We start from the raw sequence: 23984 nt of genomic DNA, 5'->3' as shown, positions 1-23984 counted from the left end.
GTCCGGTCCCGCCCCTGAGGGCTCCGCCCCCAGGGACGGAACCCGTCAGCGGCCCGGGCGGACCGTCAGGTCGTTGATCTCCGCGTCCCTCGGCAGGTCGATCGCCGTGAGGATGGTCGACGCCACCGACTCGGGGTCGATCCACCGCTCGGGGTCGTACTCCTTGCCCTCTTGCTGGTGCACCTTGGCCTGCATCGGACTGGCCGTCCGCCCGGGATAGACCGACGTGACGCGGACGCCGTTGGCGTGCTCCTCATGGCGCAGGGAGTCCGCGAGGGCCTTCAGGCCGTGTTTGGAGGCGGCGTAGGCGGACCAGTCGGCGTGGGCGTTCAGCCCCGCCCCGGAGTTCACGAACACCACATGGCCCCGAGCCGTCCGCAACTGCGGAAGGAAGTGCCGCGTCAGCTCCGCGGGCGCGACGAGGTTGACGTTGAGCTGGTGACGCCAGGACTTGGGTGTCAGCTCCCCCACCGGCCCGAGATCGACGACGCCCGCGACGTGCAGCAGGCTGTCCACCCGCTCCGGCAGCGTCTGGTGCGAGAAGGCCCAGGACAGCTTGTCGGGATCGGCGAGGTCGCCGACGAGCGTCCGCGCCCCGGGGAACCGCGCCGCCAGCTCCTTCGCCCGCCCCGCGTCACGCGCGTGCAGCACGAGGTCGTCCCCGCGCGCGTGCAGACGGCGGGCGACGGCCGCACCGATGCCGGAACCCGCTCCGGTGATCACATGAGTAGCCATGCCCGCCATGCTCGCATCACCGCGGGCTCACTCGATGCCCTGGCTCTCTTCCAGGTAGGCCAGCGCTCCCACCGGCTCCTCCGCGAAGAACACCAGGTCGGTCAGCGGCCTCGGCAGGAACCCCTCGTCCTCCATCCGCCGGAACTGCTCCTTCAGCCCGTCGTAGAAGCCGGCGGTGTTCAGCAGGACCACCGGCTTGTCGGTGTGGCCGTGCTTCTTCAGCTCCAGGATCTCGGTGGCCTCGTCCAGCGTCCCGGTCCCGCCTACCATGATCACCACCGCGTCGGCCTTCTCGAGGAGCAGCTTCTTGCGCTCGGCGAGGTCCCGCGCGACGACCATCTCGTCGGCCCCGGGCCGCGTCTTGGCGACGAGGAAGTCCACCGACACCCCGCACAGCCGGCCGCCCGCCTCCTGGACGCCGTCGGCGACCACCTTCATCAGTCCGACGTCGGAACCGCCCCACACAAGGGTGTGACCGCCCTTGCCCAGCAGACGCGCGAACTCGCGCGCGGGGCGGGTGTAGCGGTCGTCGAGGTCGGCGGCGGAGAGGAAGACGCATATACGCATGGCGTCACCGTACGCGGGAAGAACCGGCGGCCCGCGAGCGCTGTCGGAACATGGACCGAGGACACACGATCACGATCGAGCAGGGCGACCGGCGCGTCAGGGTCGTCCACGAAGGGCGGGTGCTGGCCGAGAGCGACCGGCCCCTCGTCCTGAAGGAGACCGGCTGCCCGGTGCGGTACTACCTCCCCGCCGAGGACGTGCGCATGGACCTCCTCACCCCCTCCGACGCCCACACGTACTGCCCGTTCAAGGGCACGGCGTCGTACTGGTCGCTGCCGGACACGCCCGACGGCCCGCCGGGCGTGTGGGCGTATCCGGACCCGAAGCCCGAGGTGGCCGCCATCAGGGACCACCTCTGCTTCTACGAAGTGGAGGTGTCGTAGACCGCTGACCGCCGTGTCGTGCGGCAGTCTGCACAGGCATGGACAAGAAGACCTTTTCGCGCGACGGCACCGAACTCGCGTACACGCGCGCGGGGCAGGGTCCCGCGGTCATCCTGGTCAGCGGGGCGATGTCGACGGGCGGCACGGTGGCGCCCCTGGCCGGGCTCCTCGCCCACCGTTTCACCGCCCTCTGGTACGACCGCCGGGGCCGCGGCGAAAGCGGCGACACGGCGCCGTACGCGGTCGAACGGGAGCTGGAGGACCTGGCCGCGCTGATCGACGCGGCGGGCGGCGAGGCGGCGCTGTACGGCGTCTCCTCGGGCGGTGCGCTGGCGTTGCGGGCGGCGGCGAGCGGGCTGCCGGTGAGCCGGGTGGCGGTGTACGAGACGCCGTTCGCGGACTTCTCCGAGGGCGGCGCGGAGGAGCGCGCCGCCTACACCTCACGGTTGACCGAGGCGCTCGCGGCGGACCGGCGCGGGGACGCGGTCGAGCTGTTCCTGCGGCTGACGGGCCTGGCGGAGGCCGTGATCCAGGGCGCCCGTCAGTCGCCGATGTGGGCCGCGATGGAGGCGATCGCCCCGACCTTGGCGTACGACGACGACGTGATGGGCGACGGGCTGCTGCCCCGGGAGGCGCTGGCCGCGATCGGCGTCCCGGTACTGGCCGTGGCGGGCTCGGAGAGCCCGGCCTGGCTGCGCCGGGCCGTCGAGGCGGTCGCGGAGGCGGCCCCGGACGGCGTCCACCGGACGCTGGAGGGCCAGACGCACATGGTGGATCCGAACGTCCTGGCGCCGGTCCTCACCGAGTTCCTCACGCCCTGAAAGGGACGGGCGGTGGGGAGGCCACCCAGGGGTCACACCGCCGCGGTCGTCGCGCGCGTGGTCGACGCGATCGTCGCCGAGCCCACCACGCGCGTGCCGTCGTACAGCACGATCGCCTGGCCGGGGGCCACACCGCGGACCGGCTCGGTGAAGGCGACCTCCAGGAGGCCGTCGACGAGTTCGGCGCTCACCTCGGTCTCGCCGCCGTGCGCGCGCAGCTGGGCGGTGCAGACGGCGGGGCCGGTGGGGGCGGCGCCGCACCAGCGGGGCTTGACGGCCGTCAGGCCCGTCACGTCCAGGGCGGCCGCGGGGCCGACCGTCACCGTGTTGTCGACCGGCGAGATGTCGAGGACGTAGCGCGGCTTGCCGTCGGCGGCCGGGGTGCCGATCCTGAGCCCCTTGCGCTGGCCGATGGTGAAGCCGTACGCGCCCTCGTGCGTGCCGAGCTTGTTGCCGGACTCGTCGACGATGTCGCCCTCGGCCCTGCCGAGGCGGCGGGCGAGGAAACCCTGGGTGTCGCCGTCGGCGATGAAGCAGATGTCGTGGGAGTCGGGCTTCTTGGCGACCGCGAGGCCGCGCCGCTCGGCCTCGGCGCGGATCTCGTCCTTGGTGGTGACGGTGTCGCCGAGGGGGAACAGCGCGTGGGCGAGCTGCTTCTCGTCGAGGACGCCGAGGACGTAGGACTGGTCCTTGGCCATGTCGGAGGCGCGGTGCAGCTCGCGGCTGCCGTCCTCGCGGACGACGACCTGGGCGTAGTGGCCGGTGCACACCGCGTCGAAGCCCAGCGCGAGCGCCTTGTCGAGGAGCGCGGCGAACTTGATCTTCTCGTTGCAGCGCAGGCAGGGGTTGGGGGTGCGGCCGGCCTCGTACTCGGCGACGAAGTCCTCGACGACGTCCTCGCGGAAGCGGTCGGCGAGGTCCCAGACGTAGAACGGGATGCCGATCACGTCGGCGGCGCGGCGGGCGTCGCGGGAGTCCTCGATGGTGCAACAGCCTCGCGCGCCGGTGCGGAACGACTGCGGGTTCGCGGAGAGCGCGAGGTGGACGCCGGTGACGTCGTGGCCGACTTCCGCGGCGCGGGCGGCGGCGACGGCGGAGTCGACCCCGCCGGACATGGCGGCGAGTACGCGGAGGGGGCGGGGCTGCGAGGTCTCAGTCATAACCCTTCCAGGGTACGGGTCGCCGGGAACCGGATCCCGTGCGTATCCGTTGTGGATCTCGAAGGGCCCGAGAGCGACGCGGTTCGCACGGTGGGGTCGTGGTGGGGGTGAGGATCAGGGATCCAGAGGGGCAGGGCGGGCGCATGGGGGCGAGGAAGAAGGACGGGGACCGGCGGATCGGGCGGCGGGCCCTGCTGGTCGGCGGCCTGGGGGCCGCGGTCGGCACGGCGGCGCTGGCGCGTGACGAGCTGGCCAGGCTGTGGTGGCGGGTGCCGGGCGTGGAGAAGCCCCGGGTGGCGGGCGCGGTCGACTTCACCGGCGCGCAGTGGGTGGCGGCGTCGGACGGGAACTACCGCGGGGCCGACCGGCCGGACGACTACGGGATCGACATGGTGATCGTCCATGTCACGCAAGGGGACTTCGCGAGCGCGGTGAAGGTCTTCCAGGACCCGTCCCACAAGGCGGCGACCCACTACATCGTCCGGCAGGACGGCCGGATCACGCAGATGATCCGCGAGCTGGACGTGGCGTACCACGCGGGCAACCGGTCGTACAACGAGCGGAGCATCGGCATCGAGCACGAGGGGTTCGTGGACCGGCCGCAGGACTTCACCGACGCGATGTACGCGGCGTCGGCGCGGCTGACGGCCGGGATCTGCCGCCGCTACGGCATACCCGTCGACCGCGCGCACATCATCGGGCATGTGGAGGTGCCGGGGACGGACCACACCGATCCCGGCAAGCACTGGGACTGGGACCGGTACATGAAGCTCGTCCGGGAGGCGCACACCGCGTCGGCGTGACCTGCGTGGACGGGATGCGGGGGGCTAGGTGAGTCCTGCCGCGCGGGCGCGTTCCACGGCCGGGCCGATGGCCTTGGCGACGGCCTCCACGTCGGCCTCGGTGGAGGTGTGGCCGAGGGAGAAGCGGAGGGTGCCGCGGGCGAGGTCGGGGTCGGTGCCGGTGGCGAGGAGGACGTGGCTGGGCTGGGCGACGCCGGCGGTGCAGGCGGAGCCGGTGGAGCACTCGATGCCCTGGGCGTCCAGGAGCAGCAGCAGGGAGTCGCCCTCGCAGCCGGGGAAGGTGAAGTGGGCGTTGGCGGGCAGGCGGCCCTCCGGCGCGGGGTCGCCGCCGAGGATCGCGTCCGGGACGGCCGTGCGGACGGCGTCGATCAGGGAGTCGCGCAGGGCGCCGATCTCGCGGGCGAACCACTCGCGTCGCTCGGCGGCGAGACGGCCGGCGACCGCGAAGGAGGCGACGGCGGGGACGTCGAGGGTGCCGGAGCGGACGTGGCGTTCCTGGCCGCCGCCGTGCAACACGGGGACGGGGGTGTACTCGCGGCCGAGGAGGAGGGCGCCGATGCCGTAGGGGCCGCCGACCTTGTGGCCGGAGACCGTCATCGCGGCGAGGCCGGAGGCGGCGAAGTCGACGGGGACCTGGCCGAAGGCCTGGACGGCGTCGGCGTGCAGGGGGACGTCGAACTCGGCGGCGACGTCGGCGAGTTCGCGGACCGGCATGAGGGTGCCGATCTCGTTGTTCGCCCACATGACGGTGGCGAGGGCCACGTCGGCGGGGTCGCGGGCGATCGCCTCGCGCAGGGCGTCCGGGTGGACCCTGCCGTGGGCGTCGACCGGGAGGTACTCGACGGTCGCGCCCTCGTGCTCGCCCAGCCAGTGCACGGCGTCGAGGACGGCGTGGTGCTCGACGGGGCTGGCGAGGACGCGGGTGCGGGCGGGATCGGCGTCCCGGCGGGACCAGTACAGGCCCTTGACGGCGAGGTTGTCGGCCTCGGTGCCGCCGGAGGTGAGGACGACCTCGCTGGGGCGGGCGCCGAGCGCGTCCGCGAGGGTCTCGCGGGACTCCTCGACCGTGCGGCGGGCCTGGCGGCCGGATGCGTGGAGGGACGAGGCATTGCCGGTGACGCCCAGGTGGGCGGTGAGTGCCTCTGCCGCCTCCGGGAGCATGGGGGTGGTCGCGGCGTGGTCGAGGTAAGCCATGGTGAGGCGATTCTACGGGGCGACTCCAGTGGGCCTGGGGCGAGAGTCACCCGGGGTGCCTGTGCGGGCCCTGCGCCCTGCCTGAGCTGCACTTGACGTCACTCGCGCGGCACCCGGCGCTGCCGGCTGTGCCCACCCTCCCCCACTCTCGACTCCGCTCGAGCGGGGGGACCCCATCGCCCTGCGGAACGACTGCCCACAGCGGGAGCGGTAGCAGGTCAGAAGCTCCAGGAGATTGTTGCGTCTGCCTGCATGAAGGCTGCCAGGACCACCAGGTCCGCTATGCCCAGGGTGAGGCCGAGCCAGGCGCGGCCTCGGCGGGTGGTGCCGCGCCAGAGGGCCAGGGAGGCCAGGACGATCGCGATGGGGCCCAGGAAGACGTTCAGGACGAGGAGGCCGACGAGGCCCAGGACGAAGGATGCGACGGCCATGCCGTCGGTGTCGCGGACGCCCGTGCGGCGGGAGGCCGGTGCGGTGAGCTGCATGGTCGTTCTGCTCCTTCCGGATCAGTGGGACGAGGTGTGGTGCCGGCGGCCGTGCCGCTCGCGGAGCGCGAAGATGCCGAGCCAGACGGCGATCACGGCGGCGGCGACCAGGGAGAAGCTGAGCGGCGCGTGGGCCACGGTGCCCAGGACGACGCCGAGCAGCAGAAGTGCGGCGACGAGGAACAGCATGGGATCGAATCCCCCTCCGTAAAGTTTCGGTGAACAGTTGTAGTAACACTTGTTCACTGACTTCCCAGTCTAGCGCGCTTCACAACTTGCAAATCCAGAGAACAGTTGTTAACTGGATGACATGAGTCACACCCTCGGGATCCGACAGGCCCAGAAACAAAAAACCCGGCAGGCGCTCCTGGACGCCGCGCTGAGGCTGCTGGAGGAGCAGAGCCTGAGCAGTCTGGGCCTGCGCGAGGTCACCCGCGCCGTCGGCGTCGCCCCGACCGCCTTCTACCGGCACTTCCGCTCCACGGCGGACCTCGGCGTGGCCCTGGTCGAGGAGGCCCTGGGCAGCCTGCACCCGATGATCAGGACCACCGTGACATCCGCCGAATCCGGCGACGAACGCATCACACGCGCCGTCGAGTTGATTGCCCGTCACGTTCACGCGTACCCCGCGCACGTCCGTTTCATCGCCCGCGAGCGACATGGCGGAGTCCAGCCGGTCCGGGAGGCCATCCGCGAGCAACTCGACCGGTTCGCCGAGGAGGTGAGGGCCGAACTGGCCAAGGACCCCGAGTCGGAGGGCTGGAGCGACGACGACCTGCTGATGCTCTCGCATCTCTACGTCGACCAGATGCTCGTCACGGCGTCGCTGTTCCTGGAGGCCCAGGAACAGGAAGCCGAGGAAGGGCAGGAGGGTCAAGGAGGGCAGGAAGGCCAGGGAGGCCAGGGAGGCCTGGAGACCGTCCGGGAACGTGTCACTCGGCTGGCCACCCGGCAGATGCGGCTCATCAGCATCGGCCGCCGTCACTGGCTCGGCTGAGGCCTCACGCCGGCCCGCACGGGCACACGCGAACGGGCGGCGCACTCGGTATGAGCGCGCCGCCCGTTCGCGTGTGCCCGTGCCGTGGAGAGATCAGCCCTGCTGCTGCGTCTGGCCGGCCTGGCCGCCCTGCCGGCCGCCGCCCGGCCCGCCGCAGCCGCCGCCCTGGCCCCCGCCGGGCCCGCCCTGGCCGCCTCCGCCGGGCCCACCGCTCGGCGCACCCGAGGGCGCGCCCGACGGAGCCCCGGACGGCGCCGCACTCGGCGCGCCGGACGCGCCCGACGCGGCGGCACCGGTCGGAGCGCCCGACGGAGCACCCGAGGGCGCCCCGGAAGGCGCTCCCGACGGAGCGCCGCTCGGCATCCCGGACGGCGCCTGGCACGCCTGCTGCCCGGAGGTGCCGCTGTTGGAGGTGGAGGACGAGGAGTCGCCCGAGCCGCAGGCCACGAGGGCGAGGGGCGAGAGCGCCAACAGCGCCACCGCGGGGGCGAGTCGAGCCGACTTCAGTGCACGCTTCATGGGAACCAGCTCCGGAGAGGATGAGGAACGCTTGCGGCGGGACTCAACCAACGGCGGCTGGGCCTTTCTTGGGGCCTTCCTGTACGCCGTCTGTCAGCCGGGTAAAGCCCGCCCCAAGGGAAGCCTCTGACCTGCCGTTTCTCTCCCGGTGCGGCTCAAGGCGCTGGTACAGCTCCGTGACAGAGGAGCACCGCCCCGGCCTCCACGGACGCCGGCCGCCGGACTCCGGACGCCGGCTCCGCGGACGTCAGACGAGCCGCACCCGCGCCAACTGCCGTGACTGCGCGACCAGTCGGTCCTCGCTGTCCCAGACCTCGGCGTCCTCCTCCAGGAAGCCGCCCGCGAGGTTGCGGGTGGTGATGGAGACCCGGACCGGTCCGGGGGCCGGGCGGGAGCGTACGTGGACGGTGAGTTCGACCGTCGGCACCCAGCCGGCGATGCCGAGGTCGAAGGCGGTGGGCGGCAGGGCGTCCACGGCGAGCAGCAGGGAGAGCGGGTCGGCGTCCCGGCCGTCGGCGAGGCCGAACCAGGCCCGCATCTCGCCCTTGCCGGAGGGCTGTCCGAGCGCCCAGCCGATGGTCGACGGGTCCAGCTTGAGCATCAGCCGCTGGGCGATGGGCTGCTGGTCGGCGTCGGGGGCGGGGGCGGGGCCGTCCTCGGGGCCGAAACACTGGCTGATCGGCGGGATCGCCGGCGGCTTCGCGGACGTGCGGACGTCCTCGGGGAGGGCGTCGAGGTCGCCGTAGGAGGCGAGGACGCGGATGCGTTCGACCTCGCGGCCGTCCTCGTCGTACTGGAAGAGGGACGCCTGACCGGTGGAGAGGGTGCGGCCGACGCGGACCGTGTCCGTGCGCACGACCGCCGGGCCGGGGCGGGAGGCGCTCAGGTAGTGCGCGGAGACGGTGAACGGGTCGCCGTGCGGCAGGGTGTCCGCCAGCGCGCGGCCCAGAACCGCGAGGAGGTAGCCGCCGTTGACGGCGCCGAAGATCGTCCATCCGGCGGAGAGGTCGGTGTCGTAGACGCCGGGTTCGCGCAGGGTGACGGCGGTGTCGCGGTCGAACTCGCTGTCGCCGAGGGTGGCGGGGGCGATGGCTGCTTCAGGCATGCCTGAACCGTACAACAGTTGATTACTAAGCGGTAGCTTTTTAGGTCGCACCCCACACGCCGCACCCCGCACGGCCGATCCCGCACGCCCACCCCGCACACCGGGCCGCCTCCCCTCCCCCTACTCCTCCCGCACCGTCGAGCGCCGGTTCCACGCCCGCGGCGCCCGCCAGTGGAACCGCATCGCGAACAGCCGCAGGACGAACGCGGTGACGGCGGCCCCGCCGCTGGCCCACGGGGTGAGGACGTCGTAGCGGATGAAGAGCACGACCATCGTGGCGCCGACGATCGCCGGGACCGCGTAGAGGTCGCGGTCCCAGCGCAGCAGCGAGGGCACCTCGTTGGCGAGGACGTCGCGCAGCACGCCGCCGCCGACGGCGGTGGCCAGGCCCAGGGCCGCGGAGGCGGTCAGGCCGAGGCCGTAGGCGTACGCCTTCGTCGTGCCCGTGACGCAGAACAGCCCGAGGCCGGCCGCGTCGAAGACGTTCACGCCGATCTGGATGCGCTCCACCTGCGGATGGAGGAAGATCACGAGGAGGGCGGCGAACAGCGGGGTGAGGAAGTACCCCAGATCCGTGAAGGCCGCGGGCGGCACCGCTCCGATGATCACATCGCGGAAGATGCCGCCGCCCAGCGCCGTGACCTCGGCGAGCACGGCGATGCCGAAGACGTCGAAGTTCTTGCGGACGGCCAGCAGCGCGCCCGAGATGGCGAACACGAAGATGCCGATCAGGTCGAGCGTGTGCTGGACGGAGGGGCTGAAGATTTGCTGGAGCACCCTTCCATTCTCACCCAGCACTGAGCCCCCGCCTTACATTGCAAGGCGGGGGCTCGGTGTCGCTTACTTCTCTTTGGAGGGGCTCTCCTCGGAGACAACGGGCTCGGCGGCCTTCTCCGTCTCCGCGGCGGCCTTCTCCGTCTCCGCGGCCGTCTTCTCCGCCTCCGCGGCCGTCTCCTCCGTCAGGGAGGCCACCGCCGCCGACGTCTCCGCCGACTCCGCGAGCACCTCGTCGGCCACCAGCTCCGCCGCCTCCTTCGCGGCGGTCAGCAGAACGGTGTCCTGCGGGGCCTGGTCCGCGAAGTTCTCCGGGTGGTGGCAGGCGACCTGCTGGCCGGGCCGCAGCTCGGTCAGCTTGGGCTCGGTCGTCTTGCAGATCTCCGTCGCCTTCCAGCACCGGGTGTGGAACCGGCAGCCGCTGGGCGGGGAGATCGGCGAGGGCACGTCGCCCTTGAGCAGGATGCGCTCGCTCTTGGCGTCCTTGCGCCGGGGGTCCGGGATCGGCACCGCCGACATCAGCGCCTTGGTGTACGGGTGCATCGGCGTCTTGTACAGCGCGTCGCGGTCGGCCAGCTCGACGATCTTGCCGAGGTACATCACCGCGATGCGGTCCGAGACGTGCCGGACGACCGAGAGGTCGTGCGCGATGATCACGTACGTCAGGCCCAGCTCCTGCTGGAGGTCGTCCAGGAGGTTCACGACCTGCGCCTGGATCGACACGTCCAGCGCGGACACCGGCTCGTCCGCCACCACGAGCCTGGGGTTGAGCGCGAGCGCGCGGGCGATGCCGATGCGCTGGCGCTGACCGCCGGAGAACTCGTGCGGGTAGCGGTTGTAGTGCTCGGGGTTGAGGCCCACGACCGACAGCAGCCGCTGCACTTCCTTCTTGATGCCGCCCTCGGGCGTGACGCCCTGGAGCTTGAAGGGAGCGCCGACGATCGTGCCGATGGTGTGACGCGGGTTCAGCGACGAGTACGGGTCCTGGAAGATCATCTGCACATCGCGGCGCAGCGGGCGCATGCCGCTGACGTTCAGGTGCGTGATGTCCTTGCCCTGGAACTCGACCGTGCCGCCGGTCGGCTCCAGCAGCCGGGTGATCAGCCGGCCCATCGTGGACTTGCCGCAGCCGGACTCGCCCACCACGCCGAGCGTCTCACCGGAGCGGACCTCGAAGTCCAGGCCGTCGACCGCGTGCACCGCGCCGACCTGCCGCTGGAGCAGGCCCTTCTTGATCGGGAAGTGCTTCTTCAGACCCGAGACCTTCAGCAGCACCTCGCCGTCCGTGCGACGGGACTCCTGGGCCTGCGCGGGAATCGTCACCGCTTTGTCGTCACTCACAGCTTCGGCGCAATCTCTTCGGTCCAGATACGCTCCCGCTGCTCCGTGCTCATGTGGCAGGCGGCCCAGTGCCGGCTGCCGACCTCGGCCAGCTCGGGGCGGACCGTGCGGGTGACGTCGTCCTTCGGGATGTCAGCGTACGGGCAGCGCGGGTTGAAGGCGCAGCCGGACGGGACGTTGATCAAGGAGGGCGGGGAGCCCTTGACCGGGATCAGGCGCTCCTGCTGGTCGCGGTCGAGCCGCGGCATCGAGCCGAGCAGACCCCAGGTGTAGGGGTGCCGGGGCTCGTAGAACACCTTGTCGGCCGGCCCGCGCTCGACGCAGCGCCCGCCGTACATCACCAGGATGTCGTCGGCCAGTTCGGCGACGACGCCCAGGTCGTGGGTGATGACGATGACCGCGGAGCCGAACTCCTTCTGGAGGTCGCGGATGAGGTCGAGGATCTGCGCCTGGACGGTCACGTCCAGGGCGGTGGTCGGCTCGTCCGCGATGAGCAGCTCGGGGTTGTTGACCAGCGACATCGCGATCATCGCGCGCTGGCGCATACCGCCGGAGAACTCGTGCGGGTAGCTGTCCACCCGCTTGTCCGGCTGCGGGATGCCCACCCGGTCGAGCATCTCGACCGCGCGGCGCTTGGCGGTCTTCTTGTCGACGTCGTGGTGGATCCGGTACGCCTCCACGATCTGCTGGCCGATCGTGTAGTACGGGTGCAGCGCGGACAGCGGGTCCTGGAAGATCATCGCCATCTCGCGGCCACGCAGCTTGCGCACGTAGTCCGGGTCGGCGGAGAGCAGTTCGGTGCCGTCCAGCCAGATCTCGCCGGAGATCTGCGCCTTGCGCTTGCCGTACTGGCCCGCCGTGTGCAGGCCCATGATGCCCAGCGACGTCACCGACTTGCCGGAGCCGGACTCGCCCACGATGCCGAGGGTCTTGCCCTTCTCCAGCTGGAAGCTGAGTCCGTCGACGGACTTGACCAGGCCGTCGTCGGTGGGGAAGTGCACCTTCAGGTCGCGCACTTCGAGGAAGGAACTCGGGGCCGGAGAGGGCGCCGTGGGCTCGCCCACGGCCGCTCCGGTCTTGCTGAGTTCGGTCATGAGAGCCTCACTCGGGGGTCGATCACGGCGTACAGGACGTCCACCACGAGGTTGGCGATGAGCACCGCGAGAGAAGTGATCAGGACGACGCCCAGAATGATGGGCAGGTCCTGGTTCCTGATGGCGTTCAGCACCGCCTGGCCGAGGCCGGGGAGGCTGAACGTGGTCTCGGTGAGGATCGCGCCGCCGATGAGGGCGCCGAGGTCCATGCCGAGCATGGTCAGGATGGGCGTCATCGTCGAGCGCATGGCGTGCTTGCCGATGACGGTCTGTTCCTTGAGGCCCTTGGCGCGGGCGGTGCGGATGTAGTCCTCGCCGAGGATCTCCAGCATGGTGGCGCGGGTGATCCGGGCGTACATCGCCGCGTAGAGGAACGCGAGCGTGATCCACGGAAGGATCATGCCGCCGAACCAGCCGCCGAAGCTGTCCTCCAGGGGCACGTACTGCGCGTTGAACCACTTCAACCCGAAGGCGAAGACGGCCAGGCTGAGCATGCCCGTGAAGTAGATGGGGAGCGAGACGCCCGCGAGGGCGACGACCATCGCGCCGCGGTCCCACAGGGTGCCGCGCTTGAGCGCGGAGAGCACGCCTGCCGCGACACCGAGGATCAGCCACAGCACGGCGGCGCCGAGCGCGAGACCCAGGGTCACCGGGAAGCGGTCGGTCAGCACCGGCCAGACGGCCTGCTCGCTGCGGAAGGAGTAGCCGAAGCACGGCGCGGAGCAGTGGATGGTGTCCCCGCCACCCGTGTAGGTGCGACCGGCGAAGATGCCCTTGAAGAACTCCCAGACCTGGAAGTAGATCGGTTCGTCCAGGGACAGCTTCTCGCGCACGCCCGCGATGGCGGCAGGGTCGGCCTGCTTGCCCACGAAGCTCAGCGCGATGTCGACTCCCGCCCACTTGGGGACGAGGAAGAAGATGCCGAAGACCACCATGATGATGACCACCAGCATCACTGCGGCGGCGAACAACCGCCTGATGAGGTAAGCGAGCACAGCTCTCGGCCCGCCGCGGACCGCGGGCCACCGGGGGTTTCCCGATGGCCCGCGGTCACGCTGCGCCGGCCTTCACCTGCCTTTCGTGCCGTGTGGCGGGTGCGCCGGGTCTACTTCTGCGGGTTCTTCAGACCGAGGTTGACGAAGTCGTACTGACCGCTGTAACCGTCGGTCGTGTAGACGTTCGCCAGGTTGCTCGAGCGCCAGTTGATGAACTTCTCGAAGACGAAGGGCAGGTAGTACGCGCCCTCCATGACCTTGTGGTTGATCTCCGTGGAGATCTTCTCCTTGCCGGCGTCGTCGAGGGTGTTGACGTACTGGTCGAACAGGCCGTCGATCGTCTTGTCGTTGATGAGCGCGTAGTTGTTGTTACCGCTCTGCTGGATGTACTTGCTGTTCCACAGCGGCAGACCGAAGCCCTGGACGGACGGGAAGTCCGGACCCCAGCCCATGATGATGATGCCGTAGCCCTTGGTCTTCACGTTCGAGGGGCTGCCGATGATGCCGGAGGTCTGCGAGCCGTCGTACTGGTCGATCTCGGCGGTGATGCCGATCTTCTTCAGCGACGCCTGGAGCGACTGGGCGGTGGCCACCTCGACCGGCTTGTTGTTGCGGACGGCGATGGTGGTCTTGAAGCCGTTCGGCTGACCGCAGGCCTTCAGGGCCTCCTTGGCCTTGGCCTCGTTGCCGCTCTTGTTGGCCCCGTTGAGCTCGTACGGGTCGTACTTCTGGCCCTCGGCGCCCGGGACGGACGGCGGGAGCATGTTGGTGCCGATGTCGCCGCCCGCGACCGGGCCGCCGCGCGCGGTCTGGAGCGAGACGTGGTCGGCGCCGAGGATGACGGCCTTGCGGCACTCGATGTTGTCGAACGGCTTCACGCTCTGCGGGAAGACCGCGTAACGGACGTAGCCGGAGACCGGGTTGTCCAGGTTGGCCTTGTGCTGCTTCAGGGCGGTGGTGCGGCCCTGCGGCGACATGCCGGTCTGGTTCAGGTCCAGGTCCAGGTCACCGTTGAGCAGACGCTGGTCCAGCTGGTTGGCGTCCGAGAAGAACTGGATGGTGATCTTGTCCGGGTTGGCCTTGCGGACCGGGTCCGAGGCCTGCTTCCACTGGTCGTTGCGGACCAGCGTCAGCTCCTTGCCGGGCTGGTACGACTGGAACTTGTACGGACCGGAGGAGAACGGCTTCAGCTGGTACTGGGCCTTCGTGTCCTTGTCCTGGCGGACCGGGGACGCGGAGATCAGGCCGAGCATCTCCTCGAAGTCCGAGTTGGCCTTCGGCAGCTTGAAGACGATGGTCTTGTCGTCCGGCGTCTCGATGGCCTTCAGACCGAGCTTGTCGGCGGAGGTGTCCTTGTACGGGCCCTTGTACTCGCCCTTGGGGTCCAGCACGTCCTTCAGGTACGTCGGGCCGCCGGACAGCACGTCCTGCGCCCACACGCGCTCGATGCCGTACTTGACGTCCTTCGACGTGATCGGCTTGCCGTCCTCCCACGTGACGCCGTCACGCAGGGTGTACGTGTAGGTCTTGCCGTCGTCGGTGACCTTGGCGAGATCGGTGGCGAGGTCCGGGGTGAGCTCGGCGCCCGCCTTGCCCGGCTCCGGCTTGTTCGTCACCAGCTGACGGCTGTAGTACCGGGCGAAGTTCCACATCATGCCGTAGTAACCGCGCGTGGTGTCCCACGAGTCGGCGTCCTGGGCGGCGCCGAACTTCAGCGTGCCGCCCTTCTTGGCGAGCGAGGCCTGGGCGACCTTGTTGTTCGCGGCGTCGAAGCCGGCGGCGCCGTCCTTCGAGCCGTTGCCGCCGTCGTCTCCGCCACCGCCGCACGCCGCCGTGGTCAGCAGCGCGGCGACCGCGGCGGCAGCGGCAAGCGCCTGCTTCCGCCGGCCTGAGGTGCGTTGGGTAGTCACGATCTCGGATCCTCCGGATTAGATGAGAGACCCCGTGTGAGGCCACGGGACGGTTGTGGTGCGGCGGTTCAGCGGGAGGCCTTCGGGTCGAGCGCGTCCCTGACGCCGTCGCCGAAGAGGTTGAAGGCAAGCACGGTGATGAAGATCGCCACACCCGGAACCACCATGTACATGGGGTCGGACTCGTAGTAGTCGATCGCGCTGGAGAGCATCTGCCCCCAGGAGGCGGTGGGCGGCTTGACGCCCACGCCCAGGAAGCTGAGCGCGGCCTCGGTGAGGATGTTGGTGGGGATCATCATCGTGGTGTAGACGACGATCGGGGCCACGAGGTTGGGCAGCAGCTCCTTGAACAGGATGTACAGCCGTCCGGCGCCCAGCGAGCGGGCGGCCTCGACGTACTCGCGCTCACGCAGCGAGAGCGTCTGGCCGCGCACCACTCGCCCGATGTAGGGCCAGCCGAAGAATCCGATGACGAGGATCATCACGAAGACGCGCACGTTGGAGCCGGTGAGACCCATCAGGTTGCTCGGCATGACGGAGACCAGCGCGATGATGAACAGCAGCTGGGGGAAGGCGAGCAGGCCGTCCATCACCCGGCTGATGAGGGAGTCGACCCAGCCGCCGAAGAAGCCGGCGAGGATGCCGAGCACCGTTCCGAGGATCACGGCGACGACGGCGGACAGGAAGCCGACCAGCAGCGAGATGCGGGCGCCGTAGAGGATGCGGGCGAAGATGTCGCGGCCGTTGACCGGTTCGACGCCGAGCAGGTGCTCGCCGCTGATGCCGCCGAGGGTGCCCGTGGGGGTGCCGAACAGCGGGTCGATGAGGTCCTCGTGATACTCGTTCGGGTCCTGCCCGAGCGCGCCGGTGATGACCGGGGCGAGCAGCGCGATCACGACGAGGAAGAGCACGATGATGCCGCCCGTCAGCGCGAGCTTGTCCCTCTTCAGGCGCTCCCAGGCGATCCGGCCGAGGGAACGACCCTGTACGGCCTTCGTGTTGGACGCGGCGACCGCCGCTTCCTCGACCGGGCTCGGGGCCGCTTCCGCGGTCGGCTCGTGCAATGGTGCCGTCATCTGGCAGGGACCCCTCTCAACCGGCGGTAGCCGGCCCGCACTTGCCGCTGTAGCGGCGTGATCAGTCCGTTCGTGTGCAGGGGTGAAGCACCCCTGGTGCGGGAGTCTTCAACGCTTTGGCGATCTGTTGCCAGACTTGGCAGGAAAAGGATGCGTAAACGTGATGCGGTCAGGTGGATTCCGTTATCCGGACGGTGGGTAATGGCTGCCGGACGCGGACGTGTTGGGGCATTTGCTCAGCAAAACGGACCAACTGCCGCTATCTACGCGCGAAGACGACCGGTGCCTTACGCGGCTGGGGAACGCTGAGTGAGGGCCCGGACGCCAAGATCAGAAGCGGCCGGCGGGCGGGTAGCCGTAGCCGGCCACGGGCGCCTGAGCCGGGGCGGCGGGGGCGGGGGCGTGGGCCTCACGGTCGTAGAAGGGGCGGGCGTGGGCCCGCATCCACATCACGATCGGGTCGTGGTCGTCGCTCATGGAGACCGTCGACACCGGCAGCCCTTCCGGCACCGCGCCGATCGACTGCTGCATCATCGCCCGCACCGCGTCCACGGCCGGCGGGGAGGTGTCGTACACGTCCAGGCCGATGACCAGGTACGGCGCGCCCAGGGCGGGCTGGACCCAGGCGCGGCGCAGTGAGCGCAACGCCGGTGTGCGGTGGGCGTTCTGCGCGAGGAGGGCGTAGAACTGCGGGACCTCGACGCCCGGTTCGGACAGCCGCAGGGGGCCGGCGGGCTGGCGGTCCAGGCCGGTGGCGATGCGGCGCAGGTCGAGCCAGGGGATGCCGACGCCGCCGCCGGGGGCGTGCGGGTTCAGCCAGAGGCCGTAGTGGTCGGGGTAGAGCGTGCGGGCCACGTCCAGGCCGTCGATGACCTCGTACGATCTGTTCCAGCCGCTCGCCGAGAGCTCCTGGGCGGAGGTGACGCAGGGGGCGTAGCCGTGGCCCTCGACCTCCATCGTGCCGTACTGGGCGTCCGGGGAGCCGGCCTGGCCCTGCCACAGCAGCATCCAGACCTGGCCGGCCGTCGGGGTGGCGAGCGCGCGCAGGAGCGCCTCGTAGGCGTCGTAGCGCCCGGGCGTCACCTGGCGCAGCATGTGCTCGACCTGCCCGGCCGCGATGCCGCTGGCGCTCACCTGTACCGCCCCTTCGATTGGTTGGCCGCGTTGCGTGGTCCAGCTTAGGTGGCTTCGCCGACAACGGGTGCCCATGGAGTGTCGAGTTGTTCGCCGTCCGCGGCTGCGGGTTGTGGGGGCTGGGCGCGCAGTTCCCCGCGCCCCTGGGGTCGGGCCGGGCGCCCTGGGTGGAAGGGGGCCCTTCGGTCGGGGGTCAGCGGGTGTAGAAGGGGCGGACGGATTCCTTCAGCCAGCGGGCCACCGGGTCGGCCGTCACGTCGAGGAGGACCAGGTTGACCGGCCAGTTGGCGGGGGCGCGGGTGAGGGCGCGGCCGAGGGCCTCCAGGGGGAGGGCCCTCAGGTCGCCCTCCCACTGGGAGAGTTCGACGCCGACGAACATCACCGGGGCCGCCGTCTCGATGGCGGCGAGGCAGCGGCGGGCGGTGACGACCACGCCCGTCGCCTCGAACTCGGCCGAGGCGGCGGACAGGAAGTCGATCGGGTCGTCCTGCCAGTCCGGCTCGAAGAGGCGGACCCGGCCGCCGGCGGCGGGGCCGTCCAGCGGGGTGCGGCCGGCCCGGCACAGCTCGGCGACGGCCGGCGGGGGCAGCGGGACGCCGACCACGCCCTCCGGGTTCACCGCGATGCCCACCTGCGGCGGCAGCCCCCGCGCGAACTCCACCGCCGGCGCGATCGTGTACGCCATGTGCGGGCCGACGACCTGGCGGAACTGCTCCTCTGAGCTGAAGACGGGCACGTAGACCTGGCCGTCGAGCTCCAGCGTGGGCAGGTCCAGCGGGCCGCTGTGCGGGCCGCCGCCGCTGGGCAGCGGGATCCACACGAAGCTCCGGCCCAGCACCTCCACGATCCGCCCGCCGGCCCCCGGCACGCCGAGGGACGCGGACAGCGCCTCCTCCAGCTCGTTGCCGGGCCAACCGCCGTGCGAAGGGGGGTGCGCCTGTGCCGGGAAACCCGCGGAGAAGTCCGCCGGGAAGTCCGCCGGGGGGAATTCCATCTGCCTACCGCCGCCTGCCGAGAACCACTGGTGCAGAAAGGCTAGCGGCAACGGCCGTCCCGTCCAGATCCAGGCGCACCCCGGGGCTCAGCCGGTGAAGCCGACGCGGCGCAGGGTGTCCGCCGCGTCGCGGTCCAGCAGGATCGCCGAGCCGCAGCCGGAGGGCAGCCGCCCTTTCTCCACCGCCCGCAGCAGCCGGGACGCGGCCCGGCGGTGCCGCAGGAACGCGTACCGGGAGACGCCCCGCCCCCGCTCCCGCTGCCCCTCCAGCGCCGTGTCCACGGTCACGTCGAGCAGCAGCAGATGCAGCATGCCCCCGCGCCGGCGGGCCTCCCGGGCCAGCCAGTCCCGCACCCACGCCTGCGTGCCGCAGTCGTGCACCACGACCCCCTTGCCCGACCGCAGCGCCCGCCACAGCCCCGCGTAGTGGGCCAGCCGGACGAGCGGCCGGTAGAGGGCGTACGGCAGCGCCCGCGGCATCCGCGCGTCCCAGCGGTCACGGGTGTCCTGGGAGTCGATGCGGACGCCCTTCACGGCACGTTTCATCAGCGTGGACTTGCCGCTGCCCGGCAGACCGGTGACCACCACCAGGTCCCGGGGCCCGAACAGCAGCCCGTGCGGGCTGTGCCCGGCGCGGGCGCGCAGGTCGCGGACGACGGGGGCGGGCCGGGTGCCGCACGCCCCCCGGACCGGCGTCGCCGGCTGGGCCGGCAGCCCGATCGCCGTGGTGGTCGCGTACGCCGAGGTCGTCGCGTACGTCGAGGTCCTGTTCACCGTGATCGTCCTCCCCTGGGGTCAGACAAGTCTTCTCCCCATCGAGCGTAAAGAGAAGGTAATGCGCGGTGTCTTCCGTTTTCGTGCGCGTACCGCCACAAGCCGGTTACAGACGGGGCCTGCCCCGACCGGGGCGTGCCGTGCAATGATGGCCGCGCCAACTGCATACCGGCCGTTTGAATCCGCGCGGGAGAGTTCCCAGCGGCGCTTCCCGCAAGCGCCGGGCTGGGGCGCCGAAGGAGCAAGTCCCTCCCTTGAATCTCTCAGGCCCCGTTACCGCGCGGGCGAGGCACATCTGAAAAGCGGGCCGGCCCCTGTCCGGGGGCGGCTCCACCCAAGGTGCAAGCCACTGACCGTCCCGTTCACGGACGGGCTTCATGGCGAACCTCTCAGGTTCCGATGACAGATGGGGAGGAACGACCTCACAGTCATGCCTTGGGAGACGAACGCCCGATGAGCAGTACCCCGCTCCGCCATACCGCCCTCGACGCCCTGCACCGCTCGCTCGGCGCGACCATGACCGACTTCGCCGGCTGGGACATGCCCCTGCGCTACGGCTCCGAGCGCGACGAGCACCTCGCCGTGCGCACCAAGGCCGGCCTGTTCGACCTCTCGCACATGGGCGAGATCACGGTGACCGGACCGCAGGCCGCGGCCCTCTTGAACTACGCCCTCGTGGGCAACATCGGGACCGTCGGCGTCGGCCGTGCCCGCTACACCATGATCTGCCGCGAGGACGGCGGCATCCTCGACGACCTGATCGTCTACCGGCTCCAAGAGACCGAGTACATGGTCGTCGCCAACGCCTCCAACGCCCAGGTCGTCCTCGACGCACTCGTCGAGCGCTCCGCCGGCTTCGACGCCGAGGTGCGCGACGACCGGGACGCGTACGCGCTGATCGCCGTGCAGGGCCCCGAGTCCCCCGGCATCGTGAAGTCCCTCACCGATGCCGACCTCGACGGCCTGAAGTACTACGCCGGGCTGCCCGGCACGGTCGCCGGCGTCCCGGCGCTGATCGCCCGCACCGGCTACACCGGCGAGGACGGCTTCGAGCTGTTCGTGAAGCCGGAGCACGCGGTCGAGCTGTGGCAGGCGCTGACCAAGGCCGGCGAGGGCGTCGGTCTGATCCCCTGCGGTCTGTCCTGCCGGGACACGCTGCGCCTGGAGGCGGGGATGCCGCTGTACGGGCATGAGCTGTCGACCTCGCTCACCCCCTTCGACGCCGGGCTCGGCCGGGTGGTGAAGTTCGAGAAGGAGGGCGACTTTGTGGGGCGCCAGGCGCTGCGCGAGGCCCTCGAGAACCTCAACCACGACATTCCGCGCGTCCTCGTCGGCCTGATCGCCGAGGGCCGCCGGGTCCCCCGCGCCGGGTACGCCGTGGTCGCCGACGGCCAGGTGATCGGCGAGGTCACCTCCGGCGCCCCCTCCCCCACCCTGGGCAAGCCGATCGCGATGGCGTACGTCGACGCCGCGCACGCCGTTCCGGGCGCCGCGGGCATCGGCGTGGACATCCGGGGCAGCCACGAACCGTACGAGGTCGTGGCGCTGCCGTTCTACAAGCGCCAGAAGTAGACACTGGGCGCGGTGCTTCGCCCCACGGCGTGACCCTGCGCACATTTCCGCTGCTCACGTGCGTTCCGAGCAGGTCCCCCTTCACCAGCACTCCCCCGCGTACAGGAGAATTCAGGCCATGAGCAACCCGCAGCAGCTGCGCTACAGCAAGGAGCACGAGTGGCTGTCGGGCGCCGAGGACGGCGTCTCGACGGTCGGCATCACGGAGCACGCGGCCAACGCGCTCGGCGACGTGGTCTTCGTCCAGCTCCCCGAGGTCGGCGACACGGTCACCGCGGGCGAGTCCTGCGGCGAGCTGGAGTCGACCAAGTCGGTCAGCGAGCTGTACTCGCCGGTCGACGGGGAGATCGTCGAGGTCAACCAGGACGTCGCCGACGACCCGTCGCTGGTGAACTCCGCCCCCTTCGAGGGCGGGTGGCTGTTCAAGGTACGCGTCGCGGGCGAGCAGGAGGAGCTGCTGTCCGCCGACGAGTACACCGCCTACACCGCCGGCTGAGGAGTCGTAGACGCATGTCTGTCCTGAACACGCCCCTGCACGAGCTCGACCCGGAGGTCGCCGCGGCGGTCGACGCCGAGCTGCGCCGTCAGCAGTCCACGCTGGAGATGATCGCCTCGGAGAACTTCGCTCCGCTCGCGGTCATGGAGGCGCAGGGCTCGGTCCTGACCAACAAGTACGCCGAGGGCTACCCGGGCCGCCGCTACTACGGCGGCTGCGAGCACGTCGACGTCGCCGAGCAGATCGCGATCGACCGGATCAAGGACCTGTTCGGCGCCGAGTACGCCAACGTCCAGCCGCACTCGGGCGCCTCCGCCAACCAGGCCGCCCTGTTCGCGCTGGCCCAGCCCGGCGACACCATCCTGGGCCTGGACCTGGCGCACGGCGGTCACCTCACGCACGGGATGCGGCTGAACTTCTCGGGCAAGCAGTTCGACGTGGTCGCGTACCACGTGGACCCGGCGACCGGTCTCGTCGACATGGCCGAGGTGGAGAAGCTCGCCAAGGAGCACCGCCCGAAGGTGATCATCGCGGGCTGGTCGGCGTACCCGCGTCAGCTGGACTTCGCCGAGTTCCGCCGGATCGCGGACGAGGTCGAGGCGTACCTGTGGGTGGACATGGCGCACTTCGCGGGCCTGGTCGCCGCGGGGCTGCACCCCAACCCGGTCGAGCACGCGCACGTCGTCACCTCCACCACGCACAAGACGCTGGGCGGCCCGCGCGGCGGGATCATCCTCGCCAAGAAGGAGTTCGCGAAGAAGCTGAACTCGTCCGTCTTCCCGGGCTTCCAGGGCGGCCCCCTGGAGCACGTGATCGCGGCGAAGGCGGTCTCCTTCAAGGTCGCGGCCGGCGAGGAGTTCAAGGAGCGCCAGCGGCGTACGGTGGAGGGCGCCCGCGTCCTCGCCGAGCGGCTGACCGCCGCCGACGCCCGTGATGCCGGGATCAACGTCCTGTCCGGCGGCACGGACGTGCATCTGATCCTCGTCGACCTGCGCGAGTCGGAGCTCGACGGCCAGCAGGCCGAGGACCGTCTGCACGAGGTCGGCATCACGGTCAACCGCAACGCCGTCCCGAACGACCCGCGCCCCCCGATGGTCACCTCGGGTCTGCGGATCGGCACGCCGGCCCTGGCCACCCGCGGCTTCACGGCCGAGGACTTCGCCGAGGTCGCCGACGTGATCGCGCTGACACTGAAGCCCGCCTACGACGCCGAGGCGCTGAAGGCCCGGGTCGTCGCCCTGGCCGAGAAGCACCCGCTGTACCCCGGTCTGGGCAAGTAGTTCCGTAGTTTCCGTTTTCCGGCGGACGCCCCGCACACACGTACACGTACACGTACACGGGTGGGCGGGGCACCCGGCGGAAGACTTCTGCACCACCCCGTATGGAGGAGTTCCCGTGGCCATCTCGGTCTTCGACCTGTTCTCGATCGGCATCGGCCCGTCCAGCTCCCACACGGTCGGCCCGATGCGGGCGGCGGGCCTGTTCGCCCGCCGGCTGCGCAACGAGGGCCTGCTGCCCTCCGTCGCCGCCGTCCGCACCGAGCTGTACGGCTCGCTGGGCGCCACCGGCCACGGCCACGGGACCCCGAAGGCCGTCCTGCTCGGCCTGGAGGGCGACTCGCCGCGCACGGTTGACGTGGAGACGGCGGACGAGCGCGTGGAGGCGATCAGGTCGACCGGCCGCATCCGCCTCCTGGGCGAGCACGAGATCCCGTTCGCCTTCGACGACGACATGGTCCTGCACCGCCGCGAGACCCTCCCGTACCACGCCAACGGCATGACGGTCCGGGCCTACGACGACCAGGGCGCCGAGCTGCTGTCGAAGACGTACTACTCGGTCGGCGGCGGCTTCGTCGTCGACGAGGACGCGGTCGGAGCCGACCGGATCGTGCTCGACGACACGGTCCTGAAGTACCCCTTCCGCACGGGCGACGAGCTGCTGCGCCTGACGAAGGAGACGGGCCTGTCGATCTCCTCGCTGATGCTGGAGAACGAGCGGGCCTGGCGGACCGAGGAGGAGATCCGCGAGGGCCTGCTGGAGATCTGGCGGGTGATGCAGGCGTGCGTGGCGCGCGGCATGTCCCGCGAGGGCATCCTGCCCGGCGGCCTTCGCGTGCGCCGCCGCGCCTCCATGACGGCCCGTCAACTCCGCGCCGAGGGCGACCCGTTGGCGCATTCCATGGAGTGGATCACGCTGTACGCGATGGCGGTGAACGAGGAGAACGCGGCCGGCGGCCGGGTGGTCACCGCTCCCACCAACGGCGCGGCCGGCATCATCCCCGCCGTCCTGCACTACTACATGAACTTCGTCCCCGGCGCGGACGAGGACGGCGTCGTGCGCTTCCTCCTCGCGGCGGGCGCGATCGGCATGCTCTTCAAGGAGAACGCCTCGATCTCCGGCGCGGAGGTCGGCTGCCAGGGCGAGGTGGGCTCGGCCTGCTCGATGGCGGCGGGCGCCCTCGCCGAGGTCCTCGGCGGCTCCCCGGAGCAGGTCGAGAACGCGGCCGAGATCGGCATGGAACACAACCTCGGCCTCACGTGCGACCCGGTCGGCGGCCTCGTCCAGATCCCCTGCATCGAACGCAACGGCATGGCCGCGGTGAAGGCGGTCACCGCCGCCCGCATGGCGATGCGCGGCGACGGCTCGCACAAGGTGTCCCTGGACAAGGTCATCAAGACGATGAAGGACACGGGCGCGGACATGTCGGTGAAGTACAAGGAGACGGCGCGGGGCGGGCTGGCCGTGAACATCATCGAGTGTTAGGGAAACTGGCCCTGCCCAGCGCGTTCGTTTCTTTCAGCGCTGTCGGGGCCTTCCCTGCTTACGCGGCGGGAAGTCCCTGAAAACTCCCTGGGACAGACGTGAAAGTCCCTGAAAAGTCCCCAGGATGTCCCCAGACGCAGGTCGCTCATCGGGGTTGGCACGAACCGGTTTCAGGACCGACCCGGCACCCTGAGCTCCGCGAACGGGGCTGGCTCTCCAGCACCCGCCTCTGACAATTCGGGCCGCCGAAGGGCTTCTTTCAGTCGTCCCGCCGCACCCTGAAAGCCGGCGG

The 23984-nt window shown here is 70.7% G+C and carries 25 protein-coding genes and 1 riboswitch; of the genes, 8 read left to right on the top strand and 17 right to left on the bottom strand.

The window, feature by feature from the left end:
* Window positions 1-45: 45 nt before the first annotated feature.
* Together ACFYX4_RS24315 and ACFYX4_RS24310 are read right to left on the bottom strand one after the other, a co-directional pair.
* Window positions 46-744, bottom strand: a complete 699-nt coding sequence (locus tag ACFYX4_RS24315) for an SDR family oxidoreductase (RefSeq protein WP_389337069.1) — start codon at window positions 742-744, stop codon at window positions 46-48.
* An 18-nt stretch (window positions 745-762) separates the two neighbouring features.
* Window positions 763-1302 (bottom strand): TIGR00730 family Rossman fold protein, encoded by a 540-nt coding sequence (locus ACFYX4_RS24310; RefSeq protein ID WP_389337066.1) that lies wholly within the window; start codon window positions 1300-1302, stop codon window positions 763-765.
* Between the two features lie 50 nt (window positions 1303-1352).
* Between ACFYX4_RS24310 and ACFYX4_RS24305 the strand changes: the two genes are divergently transcribed.
* Window positions 1353-1685 (top strand): DUF427 domain-containing protein, encoded by a 333-nt coding sequence (locus ACFYX4_RS24305; protein ID WP_389337063.1) that lies wholly within the window; start codon window positions 1353-1355, stop codon window positions 1683-1685.
* A 38-nt stretch (window positions 1686-1723) separates the two neighbouring features.
* Complete coding sequence (locus tag ACFYX4_RS24300) at window positions 1724-2506, top strand: alpha/beta fold hydrolase (RefSeq protein WP_389337060.1); 783 nt, start codon at window positions 1724-1726, stop codon at window positions 2504-2506.
* 32 nt (window positions 2507-2538) lie between these two features.
* Here the strand turns inward: ACFYX4_RS24300 and mnmA are convergent, their stop codons facing one another.
* Window positions 2539-3666 (bottom strand): tRNA 2-thiouridine(34) synthase MnmA, encoded by a 1128-nt coding sequence (gene mnmA / locus ACFYX4_RS24295; RefSeq protein WP_389337057.1) that lies wholly within the window; start codon window positions 3664-3666, stop codon window positions 2539-2541.
* A 143-nt stretch (window positions 3667-3809) separates the two neighbouring features.
* On the opposite strand from mnmA, the gene ACFYX4_RS24290 reads away from it, so the two are divergent.
* Entirely contained in the window at window positions 3810-4469 is a 660-nt protein-coding gene (locus tag ACFYX4_RS24290) for an N-acetylmuramoyl-L-alanine amidase (protein ID WP_389337054.1), read from the top strand.
* A gap of 24 nt (window positions 4470-4493) precedes the next feature.
* Here the strand turns inward: ACFYX4_RS24290 and ACFYX4_RS24285 are convergent, their stop codons facing one another.
* From ACFYX4_RS24285 to ACFYX4_RS24275, 3 genes are all read right to left on the bottom strand, one after another.
* Window positions 4494-5663, bottom strand: coding sequence for a cysteine desulfurase family protein (locus ACFYX4_RS24285; RefSeq protein ID WP_389337051.1), 1170 nt, complete (start codon window positions 5661-5663; stop codon window positions 4494-4496).
* A 218-nt stretch (window positions 5664-5881) separates the two neighbouring features.
* Window positions 5882-6148 carry a DUF4190 domain-containing protein gene (locus tag ACFYX4_RS24280; RefSeq protein WP_389337048.1) on the bottom strand — a complete coding sequence of 89 codons (267 nt, stop codon included), beginning with the start codon at window positions 6146-6148 and terminating at the stop codon, window positions 5882-5884.
* Window positions 6149-6169: 21 nt separating this feature from the next.
* On the bottom strand, window positions 6170-6337 hold the full coding sequence (locus ACFYX4_RS24275; protein ID WP_389337045.1) for a hypothetical protein: 168 nt from the start codon (window positions 6335-6337) through the stop codon (window positions 6170-6172).
* 121 nt (window positions 6338-6458) lie between these two features.
* Here ACFYX4_RS24275 and ACFYX4_RS24270 point away from each other — a divergent pair, with 121 nt between their 5' ends.
* A complete protein-coding gene (locus ACFYX4_RS24270; RefSeq protein WP_389337042.1) occupies window positions 6459-7145 on the top strand; it encodes a TetR family transcriptional regulator in 687 nt (228 codons plus the stop codon).
* 93 nt (window positions 7146-7238) lie between these two features.
* Here the strand turns inward: ACFYX4_RS24270 and ACFYX4_RS24265 are convergent, their stop codons facing one another.
* The 11 genes from ACFYX4_RS24265 to ACFYX4_RS24215 form a co-directional block, all read right to left on the bottom strand.
* Entirely contained in the window at window positions 7239-7664 is a 426-nt protein-coding gene (locus ACFYX4_RS24265; protein ID WP_389337039.1) for a hypothetical protein, read from the bottom strand.
* A gap of 247 nt (window positions 7665-7911) precedes the next feature.
* The gene (locus tag ACFYX4_RS24260; protein WP_389337036.1) at window positions 7912-8769 is read right to left on the bottom strand and encodes a thioesterase family protein; all 858 of its coding nucleotides are present in this window, start codon (window positions 8767-8769) and stop codon (window positions 7912-7914) included.
* Window positions 8770-8889: 120 nt separating this feature from the next.
* Window positions 8890-9546, bottom strand: coding sequence for a trimeric intracellular cation channel family protein (locus ACFYX4_RS24255; protein ID WP_389337033.1), 657 nt, complete (start codon window positions 9544-9546; stop codon window positions 8890-8892).
* Window positions 9547-9609: 63 nt separating this feature from the next.
* Window positions 9610-10884 carry an ABC transporter ATP-binding protein gene (locus ACFYX4_RS24250; RefSeq protein ID WP_389337030.1) on the bottom strand — a complete coding sequence of 425 codons (1275 nt, stop codon included), beginning with the start codon at window positions 10882-10884 and terminating at the stop codon, window positions 9610-9612.
* On the bottom strand, window positions 10881-11978 hold the full coding sequence (locus ACFYX4_RS24245; RefSeq protein WP_389337027.1) for an ABC transporter ATP-binding protein: 1098 nt from the start codon (window positions 11976-11978) through the stop codon (window positions 10881-10883). Before ACFYX4_RS24245 ends, ACFYX4_RS24250 begins: the two co-directional genes overlap by 4 nt.
* Complete coding sequence (locus tag ACFYX4_RS24240) at window positions 11975-12973, bottom strand: ABC transporter permease (protein ID WP_389337024.1); 999 nt, start codon at window positions 12971-12973, stop codon at window positions 11975-11977. The genes ACFYX4_RS24245 and ACFYX4_RS24240 overlap by 4 nt, the downstream gene beginning before the upstream one ends.
* 110 nt (window positions 12974-13083) lie before the next feature.
* The gene (locus tag ACFYX4_RS24235) at window positions 13084-14883 is read right to left on the bottom strand and encodes an ABC transporter substrate-binding protein (protein WP_389337021.1); all 1800 of its coding nucleotides are present in this window, start codon (window positions 14881-14883) and stop codon (window positions 13084-13086) included.
* 68 nt (window positions 14884-14951) lie between these two features.
* Window positions 14952-15959 (bottom strand): ABC transporter permease, encoded by a 1008-nt coding sequence (locus ACFYX4_RS24230; protein ID WP_389337018.1) that lies wholly within the window; start codon window positions 15957-15959, stop codon window positions 14952-14954.
* Window positions 15960-16289: 330 nt separating this feature from the next.
* Window positions 16290-17093 carry an enhanced serine sensitivity protein SseB C-terminal domain-containing protein gene (locus tag ACFYX4_RS24225; RefSeq protein ID WP_389337015.1) on the bottom strand — a complete coding sequence of 268 codons (804 nt, stop codon included), beginning with the start codon at window positions 17091-17093 and terminating at the stop codon, window positions 16290-16292.
* A 193-nt stretch (window positions 17094-17286) separates the two neighbouring features.
* Window positions 17287-18087, bottom strand: coding sequence for an enhanced serine sensitivity protein SseB (locus ACFYX4_RS24220; RefSeq protein WP_389337012.1), 801 nt, complete (start codon window positions 18085-18087; stop codon window positions 17287-17289).
* 87 nt (window positions 18088-18174) lie between these two features.
* On the bottom strand, window positions 18175-18867 hold the full coding sequence (locus ACFYX4_RS24215) for an AAA family ATPase (protein WP_389337598.1): 693 nt from the start codon (window positions 18865-18867) through the stop codon (window positions 18175-18177).
* Between the two features lie 171 nt (window positions 18868-19038).
* A riboswitch (glycine riboswitch) is annotated at window positions 19039-19150 on the top strand.
* A 164-nt stretch (window positions 19151-19314) separates the two neighbouring features.
* Between ACFYX4_RS24215 and gcvT the strand changes: the two genes are divergently transcribed.
* The 4 genes from gcvT to ACFYX4_RS24195 all read left to right on the top strand — a co-directional run bounded on the left by gcvT (window position 19315) and on the right by ACFYX4_RS24195 (window position 23692).
* Complete coding sequence (gcvT, locus tag ACFYX4_RS24210; RefSeq protein ID WP_389337009.1) at window positions 19315-20433, top strand: glycine cleavage system aminomethyltransferase GcvT; 1119 nt, start codon at window positions 19315-19317, stop codon at window positions 20431-20433.
* Window positions 20434-20551: 118 nt separating this feature from the next.
* Window positions 20552-20929, top strand: coding sequence for a glycine cleavage system protein GcvH (gene gcvH, locus ACFYX4_RS24205; RefSeq protein WP_389337006.1), 378 nt, complete (start codon window positions 20552-20554; stop codon window positions 20927-20929).
* Window positions 20930-20943: 14 nt separating this feature from the next.
* On the top strand, window positions 20944-22209 hold the full coding sequence (gene glyA / locus ACFYX4_RS24200; RefSeq protein WP_389337003.1) for a serine hydroxymethyltransferase: 1266 nt from the start codon (window positions 20944-20946) through the stop codon (window positions 22207-22209).
* 115 nt (window positions 22210-22324) lie between these two features.
* Window positions 22325-23692, top strand: a complete 1368-nt coding sequence (locus tag ACFYX4_RS24195) for an L-serine ammonia-lyase (protein WP_389337000.1) — start codon at window positions 22325-22327, stop codon at window positions 23690-23692.
* Window positions 23693-23984: the final 292 nt, after the last annotated feature.

Source organism: Streptomyces sp. NPDC002328 (assembly GCF_042890065.1).
Lineage (GTDB): Bacteria > Actinomycetota > Actinomycetes > Streptomycetales > Streptomycetaceae > Streptomyces.
Note: the sequence above shows the minus strand (reverse complement) of the source record. Positions and strands in the feature narration are given on the sequence as shown.